A 14,078-nucleotide genomic window follows, 5' to 3' on the forward strand; every position below is an offset into this window, starting at 1 on the left:
GCCGCAGGGTGAAGAGGCTGACGGTCTCCCACGCGTTCCACTCGGTGCTGATGGAGCCGATGCTCGCCGAGTTCGGCCGGGTCGCCGCCGCTATCGAGTACCGGACGCCGCAGATCCCGGTCATCTCCAACCTCACCGGCGAGCCGGTCGAGGAGTACACCGGCGAGTACTGGGTGCGCCACGTGCGCGAGGCCGTCCGGTTCGCCGACGGCGTCAAGGCCCTGGCCGAGCGGGGCGTGACCACCTGCGTGGAGATCGGCCCGGACGGCGTGCTCACCGCCATGGCCCGGCAGACCCTCGCGGACGCCCACCTGATCCCCGCGCAGCGCGCCGACCGCCCGGGCGCGACCGCCCTGCTCACGGCCCTCGCCCGGATCCACACGACCGGCGCGGCGGTGGGCTGGCGGGCCGTGTTCGACACCTGGGGCGGCCGGACCGTGCCGCTGCCCACCTACGCATTCCAGCGCGAGCGGTACTGGCTGGACGCCGCCGCCCCCGTCGCCGCCGCAGCCGACCCGGCCGAGTCCCGGTTCTGGGACGCGGTCGAGCGTGAGGACGCCGACGCCGTCGCCGGCACCCTGCGGCTCACCCCCGAGAGGCTGGGCGACGTGCTGCCCGCCCTGTCGGCGTGGCGGGCCGAGCGCAGGGACCGCTCCGCAGTGGACTCCTGGCGCTACCGGATCGTGTGGAAGCCGCTGACCGAGACGCCCGCGCCGGTCGCCGGGACCTGGCTGCTCGCCACCGCCGCCGGCGACCCCGGTGCGGCCGGTGTCGCCGACGCGCTGCGGGGGGCCGGGATCGACGTCGTCGAACTGGCCTTCACCCGCGACGAGGTGGACCGCTGGTCGGCGGCCGAGCGCCTGCTCCAGGCGGGGGAGGGGATCGCCGGCGTGCTGTCCCTCCTCGCCCTGGACGACGAGCCGCACCCCGAATACCCCCCGATGTCCGCCGGGCTGGTCTCGACCGTGGTTCTGACCCAGGCCCTCGGCGACGCGGGGATCGACGCCCCGCTGTGGTGCGCCACCAGGGGAGCCGTCGCGGTGAGCCGCTCGGACGCCGCGCCCGGCACCGCGCAGGCCCAGGCGTGGGGGCTCGGCCGGGTGGCCGCGCTGGAGTTCCCGCAGCGCTGGGGCGGCCTGGTGGACCTTCCGCCGGAGCTGGACGAGCGCGCCGCAGCCCGGCTCGCGTCCGTTCTCACCGCGGGCACCGGCGAGGACCAGGTCGCCGTGCGGGCGTCCGGCGTCTTCGCCCGCCGTCTGGCGCACGCCCCGCTGAGCGGCCCCGAGCCCGCGACCTGGACCCCGCAGGGGCCCGTCCTGATCACCGGCGGCACCGGCGCGCTCGGCGCGCACGTGGCCCGCTGGCTGGCCGGACGCGGCGCTCCCCGGCTGCTGCTGACCAGCCGCAGCGGCCCGGACGCCCGCGGCGCGGCGGCCCTGGTCGCCGAACTCGCCGAACTGGGCGCCGAGGCGGTCGTGGTCGCCTGCGACGTGGCCGACCGGGACACGCTGGCCGTCCTGCTGGCCGAGCACCCGGTCAGCGCCGTCGTCCACACCGCCGGGATCACCGAGTCGGTCGGCCTCGCCGAGACCGGGGTCGCTGAGTTCGCCGACGTGCTGCACGCGAAGGTGACCGGCGCGGCGAACCTGGACGAGCTGCTCGGTGACGGGCCGCTTGAGGCCTTCATCACCTTCTCCTCGATCGCGGGCGTGTGGGGGAGCGGCAACCAGGCCGCCTACGCCGCCGCGAACGCGTACCTGGACGCGCTGGCCGAGCGCCGCCGCGCCCGTGGGCTGGCCGCCACGTCGGTGGCCTGGGGCCCGTGGGCCGACGGCGGCATGGCCGCCGCCGGGGACGCGGCCGAGCACCTGGCCAGGCGCGGCCTGATCACCATGCCGCCCGCGCTCGCCGTCCGCGCGCTCGGGCAGGCCGTGGACCACGGCGAGACCACGGTGACCGTCGCCGACATGGACTGGGAGCGGTTCGCGCCCGCCTTCGGCTCCTCACGCACCAGCGCCCTGCTCGGGGACCTCCCCGAGGTGGCGGCGGTGCTCGCCCCCGCGCTCGCCCCGGAGACCGGCGTCCTGACCCGCTGGCGGGAGCGGCTGGCCCCGCTGGGCCGCGCCGAGCGGTCGGCGGCGGCCCTGGAACTGGTCGCGGCGGAGGTCGCCGCGGTGCTCGGCTACGCCGACGCCGACCAGGTCGGCCCGCAGACGCCGTTCAAGGACCTCGGCGTGGACTCGCTTACCGCGGTGGAGGTCCGCGACCGGCTCGCCGCCGCGACCGGCCTGCGGCTGCCCGCGAGCCTGGTCTTCGACTACCCCAAGCCCGCCGCGCTGGCCGACCACCTCGGCGCGGAGCTGGCGGGCGAGCGGGACGCCCCGGTGGCCGCCACCGTGACGGCCGCCGCCGAGGACGACGACCCGATCGTCATCGTCGGCATGGGCTGCCGCTTCCCCGGCGGCGTCCGCACCCCCGAGGAGCTGTGGCGGCTGCTCGCGGCCGGCGAGGAGGCCATCTCCGAGTTTCCCGCCGACCGTGGCTGGGACCTTGAGGCCCTGTTCGAGGGCGGCGGCGACGGCGGCACCTCCTATGTGCGGGCCGGTGGCTTCCTGCACGACGCGGGTGACTTCGACCCCGGGTTCTTCGGGATCAGCCCGCGCGAGGCCGTAGCCATGGACCCCCAGCAGCGGTTGCTCCTGGAGGTCTCGTGGGAGGCGTTCGAGCGTGCGGGCGTCACCCCCGGCGCCATCCGGGGCAGCTCCACCGGCGTGTTCGTCGGCAGCAACGGCCAGGACTACAGCTACCTGCTGCTCGGCTCGGAGGAGCAGGTGGAGGGCCACCTGGTCTCCGGCGCGACGGCGAGCATCATCTCCGGCCGCCTGGCCTACACCTTCGGCCTTGAGGGCCCGGCGGTCACCGTGGACACGGCCTGCTCGTCCTCGCTGGTCGCCCTGCACCTCGCGGCGCAGGCGCTGCGCAACGGCGAGTGCACGCTGGCCCTGGCCGGCGGCGTCAGCGTGATGTCCACCCCCGGCCCGTTCGTCGAGTTCAGCACGCTCAGCGGGCTGGCGAGGGACGGCCGCTGCAAGGCGTTCGCCGACGCCGCCGACGGCACCGGCTGGGGCGAGGGCGCGGCGATGCTCGTGGTCGAGCGGCTGTCCGACGCCCGCCGCAACGGCCACCCGGTGCTCGCCGTGATCCGCGGCAGCGCGGTCAACCAGGACGGCGCGTCGCACGGCCTGACCGCCCCCAACGGCCCCTCCCAGCAGCGGGTCATCCGCCAGGCGCTCGCCAACGCCGGGCTCACCGCCGCCGACGTGGACGCGGTCGAGGGCCACGGCACCGGCACCCGCCTGGGCGACCCGATCGAGGCCCAGGCCCTGCTCGCCACCTACGGCCAGGACCGCGAGGAGCCGCTGCGGCTCGGCTCGCTGAAGTCCAACATCGGGCACACCCAGGCCGCCTCCGGCGTCGCGGGCGTGATGAAGATGGTGCTGGCCATGCGGCACGGGACGCTCCCGGCGACCCTGCACGTGGACGAGCCCACCCGGCACGTGGACTGGACGGCCGGCGCCGTCGAACTGGTCACCGAGACCACCCCCTGGCCGGAGACCGGCAGGGCGCGCCGGGCCGGGATCAGTTCGTTCGGGGCGAGCGGCACCAACGTCCACATCGTGATCGAGGGAGAGCCCGCACCGGCCGGGCGCGATACCGGCGATCCTAACGGTGTCCGCCCGTACGTGCTGTCGGCCAAGACCGCGCCCGCGCTGCGCGCCCAGGCCCACGAACTGCGCGAGCACCTCGCGGCCGAAGCCGCCCCCGGGCTCGCCGACACCGGCCACTCGCTCGTCACCACCCGCTCCGCGTTCGAGCACCGGGCCGTCGTCGTCGCGGCGGACCGCGCCGAGCTGACCGGCGCGCTCACCGCGCTCGCCCAGGGCGAGCCCGCCCCCGCCCTCATCACCGGCAAGGCCGGAGAGACCACCGGAAACGCCGCCAAGGTCGCCTTCCTGTTCCCCGGCCAGGGCTCCCAGTGGGCCGGCATGGCGCTGGACCTGCTGGAGACCTCCCCGGTGTTCCGCGCCAGGTTCGAGGAGTGCGCGCACGCCCTGGCCCCGCACATCGACTTCGACCCGTTCGCGGTGCTGCGCGGCGACCCGGGCGCGGCCCCCATGGACCGGGTGGACGTGGTCCAGTCGCTGCTGTTCGCGGTGATGGTGTCGCTGGCCGAGCTGTGGCGCTCCAACGGGGTCGTCCCTTCGGCGGTCGCCGGGCACAGCCAGGGCGAGATCGCCGCGGCCTGCGTCGCGGGCGCGTTGTCCCTCCAGGACGCCGCCGCCGTGGTGGCCCTGCGCAGCCAGGCCATCGCCGGGGTGCTCGCCGGGCACGGCGGGATGGCCTCGGTGGCGCTGCCCGCCGAGCAGGTCAGGGAACGCCTGGCCCGCTGGGAGGGACGCCTGGACGTGGCCGCCGTCAACGGCCCCGGCGCGGCCGTCGTCTCCGGCGAGCCGGAGGCCCTCGGCGAACTGCTCGCCGAGCTGGAGGCGGACGAGATCCGCGCCAAGCGGATCCCGGTGGACTACGCGTCGCACTCCGCGCACGTGGAGGCCGTCCGCGACCGGCTCGCCCAGGTGCTGGCCGGTGTCACACCGCGCGAGCCGGAGATCCCGATCTACTCCTCGGTCACCGGTGACGTCCTCGACGTGCCCATGGACGGCGAGTACTGGTACACCAACCTGCGCCGGACGGTCCGGTTCGAGGACGCCACCCGCGCCCTGCTGCGCGACCGCCACCAGATCCTCATCGAGGTCAGCCCGCACCCGGTGCTCACCATGGCGGTTCAGGAGACCATCGAGGCGGCGGGCGCGCCCGCGCACGCCATCGGCACGCTGCGCCGCGACGACGCCGACCGGCGGCGGGTGCTGACCTTCCTGGCCGAGGCGCACGTGCGCGGCGCGGCCGTGGACTGGGCCGCCGCGTTCGCCGGCGACACCCCCGCCAGGGCCGACCTGCCCACCTACGCCTTCCAGCGCAAGCGGTACTGGCCCCGCGTCGAGCCCGCCGAACCCCCGGCCGCCGCCGTGTCGCCGGTGGAGGAGCGCTTCTGGGACGCGGTGGCGGCGAGCGACGTCCGCGCCGTCGCCGACACCATCAAGGCCGACGGCGAACTCGACGCCGCGCTCGGCCAGGTGCTCCCCGCGCTGTCCTCCTGGCACCGCCGGGTCAAGGACCTGGCCGAGGTGGACGCCTGGCGCCACCAGGTGCGGTGGACGCCGGTCACCGAGGCGACCGTCCCGGTCGTGTCCGGCCGGTGGGCCGTCATCGTGTCCGCGGGGACCGACGCCGAGCCGTACCTGAGCGGGCTGCGCGGGCACCTCGCCGACCTGACCGTGCTGACGGTCGATCCGCTCATCGCCGAGGAGGACCACGCGGCGTTGCTGCGCGAGGCGGCGGGGGAGGGACCGGCGCTGACCGGCATCCTGTCGCTGCTGGCCCTCGACGAGAACCCGCACCCCGAGCACACCGCGCTGCCCGTCGGGCTGACCGCCACCCTTTCGCTGCTGCACGCGGTCGTCGAGACCGACCTCGGGGCGCCGCTGTGGTGCGTCACCAGGGGAGCCGTCGGCGCCGCCGCCGGAGAGGCCCCCGACCGGCCGCAGCAGGCCCAGATCTGGGGCCTGGGCCGGGTGGCCGCGCTGGAGCATCCCCGGCAGTGGGGCGGCCTGGTGGACCTGCCGCGCGACCTCGACCAGCGGGCCGTCGCCCGGCTGGCGGGGGCGCTGGCCCGCACCGACGACGAGGACCAGCTCGCCGTCCGCAAGTCGGGCGTCTACGCCCGCAGGATGGCGAAGGCGGCCGGATCCCCGGTCGTGCGGAACTGGCGGCCCCCGTCCGGCGCGACCCTGATCACCGGCGGCACCGGGGCCATCGGCGGGCACGTCGCCCGCTGGCTCGCCGCCAACGGGGCCGGGCACCTGGTGCTGATCAGCAGGCGCGGCCCGGCCGCCGCCGGCGCGGCCGAGCTGGAGGCGGAGCTGACCGCGCTGGGCGCGCGGGTCACCGTCCGGTCCTGCGACGTGGCCGACCGCGACGAGGTCGCGGCGCTGCTCGACGGCCTGGCCGCCGACGGCGTGACCGTGCGGTCCGTCATGCACACCGCGGGCCTGGGCGTGCTCGCCACCCTTGAGCACACCAGCGTGTGGGACCTCGCCCAGCTCATCACCGCCAAGATCGCCGGAGCCAGGCACCTGGACGACCTGCTGGACCCGGCCACCCTCGACTCCGTCGTCTACTTCTCCTCCATCTCAGGGGTGTGGGGCGTCGGCAGGCACGGCGGCTACGCGGCCGGGAACGCCTATTTGGACGCCTATGCCGAGCGGCGCAGGCAGGAGGGCGTCCCGGTGACGTCCATCGCCTGGGGACCGTGGGGCGGCGGCGGCATGGTGGACCTGACCACCGTGGAGCCCATGCTGCGGCGCGGCGTCCCGCTGATCCAGCCGCAGCCCGCCATGATCGCGCTGCAACAGGCCCTCGACCACGACGACGCCTTCATCGCCGCCGCCGAGGTCGACTGGGAGACGTTCATCCCCGCCTTCACCTCACTGCGGCCCAGCCGCCTGATCGCGGACCTGCCGGAGGCCAGGCGGCTGCTCGCCGCCGCCGCCTCGGCCCCCGCCTCCGAGCAGCACGAGGGCGACGACGGCGGCGCCGCGCTGCGCGCCCGGCTCGCCGGACTGGCCGAGCCCGAGCGCGAGCGGGCGCTCCTCGACCTGGTCAGGACGCACGCGGCGATCGTTCTCGGCCATGAAGGGCCCGAGGCGATCGAGTCCGGCCGCGCGTTCCGGGAGTTCGGCGTCGACTCGCTCACCGCGGTCGAGCTGCGCAACCGGCTGGCCGCCGCCACCGGGCTCACGCTCCCCGCGACCCTGGTGTTCGACCAGCCCACCCCGGTGGTGCTGGCCGCGTACCTGCGGTCCCAGATCATCCCCGACGAGGTCACGGACGAGCTGCCCACCATGGACGAGCTGGACCGCCTGGACGCCGCCCTCGCCGCGAGGACCAAGGACGACATCGCCCGCGTGCGGGTCGTCATGCGACTGGAAAGCCTGCTCGCCGGGCTGCGCGACCCCGCCGCCACCGGAGGCGAGACCTCCGAGGGCGACGGGGACCTGCTCAGCAGGCTCAGCACGGCGAGCAATGACGAACTGTTCGACCTCGTGGATCGGGACCTCGGACTCAAGTGACTGCTGACCACATCGAGGGAGCGGCTCTCAGATGACGGATGAGAAGAAGCTACGCGACTACCTGGGCCGGGTGATCGCCGAGCTGCACGAGACGCGTCAGCGCCTGCACGCGGCCGAGTCCAAGGACCGCGAGCAGGAACCGATCGCCATCGTCGCCATGAGCTGCCACCTGCCCGGCGACGTGCTCAGCCCGGAGGACCTGTGGCGGCTCGTCTCGGACGGCGGCGACGCGATCACCTCGTTCCCCACCGACCGGGGCTGGCACCCCGACGGCCTGGCGCACCCGGACGAGGACCGTCCCACCGCCGCCGACGCGGCCAAGGGCGGCTTCCTGCACGACGCGGGCTGGTTCGACCCCGGCTTCTTCGGGATCAACCCGCGCGAGGCGCTGGCCATGGACCCCCAGCAGCGGATCGCGCTGGAACTGGCCTGGGAGACCGTCGAGCGCGCCGGGATCCACCCGCACAGCCTGCGCGGGAGCAGCACCGGCGTGTTCGTCGGCACCAACGGCCAGGGCTACGGCGCGGGCATGCAGGCGGGCATGGCCGGGTCCGAGGGCTACATCCTCACCGGCGGCGCGACCTCGGTGGTCTCCGGCCGGATCGCCTACACCCTCGGGCTTGAGGGCCCGGCGGTCACCGTTGACACCGCCTGCTCCTCGTCGCTGACCGCCATCCATCTGGCCTGCCAGGCGTTGCGGCACGGCGACTGCGACAAGGCGCTGGTGGGCGGCGTGACGGTGATGCCGCACCCCACCGGCTTCCACGAGTTCAACCGCCAGCGCGGGCTGTCCTCCGACGGCCGCTGCAAGGCGTTCGCCGCCTCCGCCGACGGCATGGGCATGTCCGAGGGCGCGGGCATGATCCTCCTCACGAAGCTGTCCGACGCCGTCCGGGCCGGGCACCCGGTGCTCGCGGTGGTGCGCGGCTCGGCCGTCAACCAGGACGGCGCGTCCAACGGCCTCACCGCCCCCAACGGCCCCTCGCAGCAGCGGGTGATCCGCCAGGCCCTCGCCAACGCCCGGCTGTCGCCCGAGCAGGTGGACGTGATCGAGGCCCACGGCACCGGCACCGCGCTCGGCGACCCCATCGAGGCCCAGGCCCTGCTCGCCACCTACGGGCAGGACCGCGACCGGCCGCTCTGGCTGGGCTCGCTGAAGTCGAACATCGGCCACACCCAGGCGGGCGCCGGGGTGGCCAGCGTGATCAAGATGGTGCTGGCGCTTCGGCACCAGACCCTGCCGCGCACCCTGCACGCCGAGCAGCCGACCCCGCACGTGGACTGGTCCGCCGGAGCGGTGGAACTGCTCCAGGAGGCCAGGCCGTGGCCCGCCGGGGAGCAGCCCCGCCGCGCGGGGGTCTCGTCCTTCGGCATCAGCGGCACCAACGCGCACGTGCTCATCGAGGAGGCCCCGGCGCGGCCGGAGCCCGCGGCGACCGCGACCGGCGAACCGCCGTTCGTCCCGGTGCTCATCTCTGGGCGCACCCCGGAGGCGCTGCGCGCCCAGGCCGGACGGCTCGCCGAGTTCGCCGCCGGCCGCCCGGACCTCGCGCTGACCGACCTCGGCTACTCCCTCGCCACGACCCGCGCCTCCTTCGAGCACCGCGCCGTCGTCCTCGCCACCGGCAGGGACGACCTGCTCGCGGGCCTGGCCGAGGTGGGCACGGCCCGCGCCGGGCAGGTCACCGCCGACACCGGCCTGGTCGCCTTCCTGTTCACCGGCCAGGGCGCGCAGCGCGCCGGGATGGGCCGGGAACTCTACGACGCCTTCCCCGTCTTCGCGCGGGCCTTCGACGAGGTATGCGACCGCTTCGAGGGGCACCTCAAGGGGATCGTGTTCGGCGACTCGGGCCTGCTCGACCAGACCCGCTACACCCAGGCCGGGCTGTTCGCCCTGGAGGTCGCCCTCTACCGGCTGCTCGCGTCGTGGGGCGTCACCCCCGACTACCTGCTCGGCCACTCCATCGGCGAGCTGGCCGCCGCGCACGTCGCAGGCGTCATGTCGCTGGACGACGCCTGCCGCCTGGTCGACGCCCGTGGCCGCCTGATGCAGGCCCTCCCGGCGGGCGGCGCGATGCTGGCCGTCGAGGCTTCCGAGGACGAGATCACCCTCGACGACGCCCGCGTGAGCGTCGCCGCGATCAACGGCCCCACCTCGGTGGTGCTCTCCGGCGCTGCCGAGGCCATCGACGAACTGGAGGCCGGATACCGGGCGGACGGCCGCCGGGTGAAGCGCCTCACGGTCTCCCACGCCTTCCACTCGGTGCTGATGGAGCCGATGCTCGCCGAGTTCGGCGCGATCGCCGCCGCCGTCGAGTACGAGACGCCACGGATCCCGGTCATCTCCAACCTGGACGGCGAGCCCGTCACCGAGTACACCGCCGAGTACTGGGTGCGGCACGTGCGCGAGGCCGTCCGGTTCGCCGACGGCGTCGCCGCGCTGCGCGCCCGCGGCGTCACCAAGTACATCGAGGTCGGCCCCGCCGGGGTGCTCACCGCCATGGCCCAGCCGTCCGTGGCCGAGGGCGCGGCCCTCATCCCCGCGCTGCGCGCCGACCGCCCGGAGCCCGAGGCCGTGCTGCGCGCCCTGACCGACGCCCACCGCCACGGCACGCCCATCGACTGGAACGCCGTGTTCGCCCCCTGGGGCGGCGCCCGCGTGGACCTGCCCACCTATGTCTTCCAGCGGGAGCGGTTCTGGCCCGCCACCGGCACGGTCGGCGACGTGTCCGCCGTCGGGCTGGGCGGCGCCGACCACCCGCTGCTCGGGGCCACCGTGTCGGTCGCCAACGGCGGCCGGGTGCTGCTCACCGGCCGGCTGTCCACCGCCACCCACCCGTGGCTGGCCGACCACGCCGTGCTCGGCACGATCCTGCTGCCCGGCACCGCGTTCGTGGAGCTGGCGCTGCGCGCGGGCGAGCAGGTCGGCTGCCCGACGCTCGACGAGCTGGTCATCTCCGCCCCGCTGGCGCTGCCCGAGCGCGGCGGGGTGCGGATCCAGATCGACGTCGAGGCGCCCGCCCACGACGGCTCGCGCGCCGTCGCGGTCTACTCCCGCGCGGACGACGACGACGCCGAGTGGGTGCTGCACGCGTCGGGCACCCTGACCGACGCCGCCCCGCAGGCTCCGCAGGACCTCGCCCAGTGGCCGCCCGCCGGGGCCGAGCCGATCGACGTCACCGGCTGGTACGACGGCGCGGCGGCGGCAGGGCTCGCCTACGGCCCGGCGTTCCGCGGCCTGCGCGCGGTCTGGCGGCGCGGCGGCGAGGTGTTCGCCGAGGTCGAGCTGCCTGAGCGGGCCCAGGCCGAGGCCGCCGGCTACGGCGTGCACCCCGCGCTCCTGGACGCCGCGCTGCACGCCATCGGTGCGGGCGGCATGCTCAGCGGCGCCGCCGAGGTCCGCCTGCCGTTCGGCTGGACCGGGATCTCGCTGCACGCCGCCGGTGCCGCCGTGCTGCGCGTACGGCTCGCCGAGACCGCCCCCGACGCCGTCACCCTGGTCGCCGCCGACGGCACCGGCGCTCCCGTGATCAGCGTCGCCTCGCTGGTGCTCCGGCCCGCCGCCGGCGCTTCCACCGGGCCCAACCTGCGCAACGCGCTGTTCACCCTCGACTGGAGCCCGCTGGCCTCCGCCCCGGCCGGACAGGGGCCGGACCCGGTCACGGTGGGCGGGAACGCCGCACTGGCCGCGCTCGCCGAGACCCCGGACGTCGTCGTCTACGACGTGCCGGAGGACGGCCTGCACGAGACGCTGGCCGTCCTGCACACCTGGCTCGGTGACGACCGGTTCGCCGCCTCCCGCCTGGTCGTCCGCACCGGCGACCCGCTGGCCGACCTGAACGCGGCGGCCGTGTGGGGACTGGTCAGGAGCGCCCAGACGGAGAATCCCGGCCAGATCACACTGGTGGCCGCCGACGCGGGCGATCCGCTGCTCGCCGCCGCCCCCGCGACCGGCGAACCGCAGCTCGCGGTCCGCGACGGCCGCGTGCTCGCCCCGCGCCTGGCCCGCGCCGGGACCGCGACGACCGAGGACGCCCCGCTCGACGGCACCGTGCTGATCACCGGTGGCACCGGCGTGCTCGGCGGGGTGGTCGCCAGGCACCTGGCCACCACCCACGGGGTCCGCCACCTGCTGCTGCTCAGCCGCCAGGGCGCCGACGCCCCCGGCGCGGCGGAACTCTCCGCCGAACTGGCCGCCCTGGGCGCGCACGCCGAGTTCGCCGCCTGCGACGCCGCCGACCGCGACGCGCTGGCCGCCGTCCTCGCCGCCGTCCCGGCCGACCGGCCACTGACCGGCGTCGTGCACGCGGCGGGCATCGTCGACGACGGCGTGATCGCCTCGCTGACCCCCGGCCGCCTGGACGCCGTGCTCGCCCCCAAGGCCGTCGGCGCGCGCAACCTGCACGACCTGACCGAGGGCCTGGACCTGCGGATGTTCGTGCTGTTCTCCTCGGCCTCCGCCACCTTCGGCGCGGCCGGGCAGGGCAACTACGCCGCCGCCAACGCGATCCTGGACGGTCTCGCCCACCTGCGCCGGGCGAACGGACTGCCCGGCGTCTCGATCGGCTGGGGCCTTTGGGCACAGGCCAGCGGCATGACCGCCGGGCTGGACGACGCCGAGCGGGACCGGATCACCCAGGCGGGCGGCGCGCTCGCCACCGAGGACGGCCTCGCCCTGTTCGACCTGGCCGTGCGCGGCCCCTCGGCGCACGTCGTGGCCATGCACCTGGACATCCCCGCGCTGCGCGCCGGCCTCGCCCAGGACCCGGACGCCGAGATCCCACCGCTGCTGCGCGGTTTCGCCAGGGGCCGGGTCCGCCGGGCCGCGGGCGCCGCCCGGCAGGCCGAAGGATCCACGCAGGCCGCCGAGCTGGCCGCGCTTCCCGACGACGAGCGTCCGGCCGCGCTGGTCGCGGCGGTGTGCGCCGAGGTCGCCGGGGTGCTCGGGCACGCCTCCGCCGACCTGGTCGACCCCGCCCGGCCATTCAAGGAGCTGGGCTTCGACTCGCTGACCGCCGTCGAGCTGCGCAACCGGATGAACGCCGTCACCGGGCTGCGGCTGCCCGCCACGCTGGTCTTCGACTACCCGTCGCCCGCCGCGCTGGCCGCGTACCTGCTGCCCGAACTGCTGGGCACCGCGCCGGACGCCGCCGCGCCCGCCGCCGTCCGGCAGGCCGCCGACGCCGACGAGCCGATCGCGATCATCGGCATGAGCTGCCGCTACCCGGGCGGCGTGAACTCCCCCGAGGACCTGTGGCGGCTGGTCGCCACCGGCACCGACGCCATCTCGGCCTTCCCCGCAGACCGGGGCTGGGACACCGACGCGCTCTACGACCCCGACCCCGACTCCGAGGGCAAGTCCTACGTCATGGAGGGCGGGTTCGTCCACGACGCCGACGAGTTCGACCCTTCGCTGTTCGGCATCTCGCCGCGCGAGGCGCTGGCCATGGATCCGCAGCAGCGGATGATCCTGGAGGCGTCGTGGGAGGCGTTCGAGCGGGCGGGCATCGACCCGACCTCGGTGCGCGGCAGCCGTACCGGGGTGTTCGCGGGCCTGATGTACCACGACTACGCCTCCACGATGACCGTCATGCCGGAGGGCGTGGAGGGCTTCCTCGGCACCGGTACGGCGGGCAGCGTCCTCGCCGGGCGCGTCTCCTACACGTTCGGCCTGGAAGGGCCGGCCATGACCGTGGACACCGCCTGCTCCTCCTCCCTGGTCGCCCTGCACCTGGCCGCGCAGGCGCTGCGCAGCGGCGAGTGCAGCATGGCCCTGGCGGGCGGCGTGACCGTGCTGTCCACTCCCGCCGTGTTCATCGACTTCAGCAGGCAGCGCGGCCTGGCCTTCGACGGCCGCTGCAAGTCCTTCGCCGCCGCGGCCGACGGCACCGGCTGGTCCGAGGGCATCGGCGTGCTGCTGGTGGAGAAGCTGTCCGACGCCCGCCGCAACGGGCACAAGGTGCTCGCGGTGGTCCGCGGCTCGGCCGTCAACCAGGACGGCGCGTCCAACGGGCTCACCGCCCCCAACGGCCCCTCGCAGGAGCGGGTGATCCGCCAGGCGCTCGCGAACGCCGGGCTGACCCCCTCCGACGTGGACGCGGTCGAGGCCCATGGCACCGGCACCACGCTCGGCGACCCGATCGAGGCGCAGGCCCTCCTCGCCACCTACGGCCGCGAGGACCGTGAGGAGCCGCTGTGGCTGGGCTCGCTGAAGTCCAACCTGGGCCACAGCCAGGCGGCGGCCGGAGTCGGCGGCGTGATCAAGATGGTCATGGCCATGCGGCACGGGATCCTGCCCAAGACCCTGCACGTGGACGAGCCCACCCCGCATGTGGACTGGGCGGACGGCGCCGTCGAACTGCTCACGGAGGCCCGCGGCTGGCCCGAGCTGGACCGGCCCCGCCGCGCCGGTATCTCCTCCTTCGGCGTCAGCGGCACCAACGCCCACGTCATCGTGGAGCAGGCCGCCACGCAGGACCGGCCCGCCGCGCCGCGCGCGGTGCCCCCGCTGGTGCCCTGGGTGGTGTCCGCCAAGACGGGCGAGGCCCTGCGGGCGCAGGCCACCCGGCTGCTCGGGGTCCTCGGCGAGGACCCGGTGGACGTGGCCTGGTCGCTGACGGCCACCCGCGCCGAACTGGACCGCCGGGCCGTGGTCCTGGCCGCCGACACCGACGGCCTGCGCGCCGGGCTCACCGCCGTCGCCGAGGGCGCGCCCACGGCGATCACCGGTACGGCGAGCCGTGGCGGCGTCGTGTTCGTGTTCCCCGGTCAGGGGTCGCAGTGGATCGGCATGGCCGCCGGTCTGCTGGAGTCCTCCCCGGTGTTCGCCGC

2 protein-coding genes are annotated in these 14,078 nt (G+C 75.7%); both read left to right on the forward strand.

From position 1 onward, the window contains the following. The first annotated feature begins 8 nt into the window (after positions 1-8). Positions 9-7,247 (forward strand): type I polyketide synthase, encoded by a 7,239-nt coding sequence (locus tag P3X83_RS42810; protein WP_277311195.1) that lies wholly within the window; start codon positions 9-11, stop codon positions 7,245-7,247. Positions 7,248-7,278: 31 nt separating this feature from the next. Beyond that, on the forward strand, positions 7,279-14,078 hold a 6,800-nt coding region (locus P3X83_RS42815; protein WP_277311196.1), incomplete at its 3' end, for a type I polyketide synthase.

Origin of the sequence: Spongiactinospora sp. TRM90649 (genome assembly GCF_029382225.1) — a bacterium.
In the GTDB taxonomy this organism is placed as follows: Bacteria; Actinomycetota; Actinomycetes; order Streptosporangiales; family Streptosporangiaceae; genus Spongiactinospora.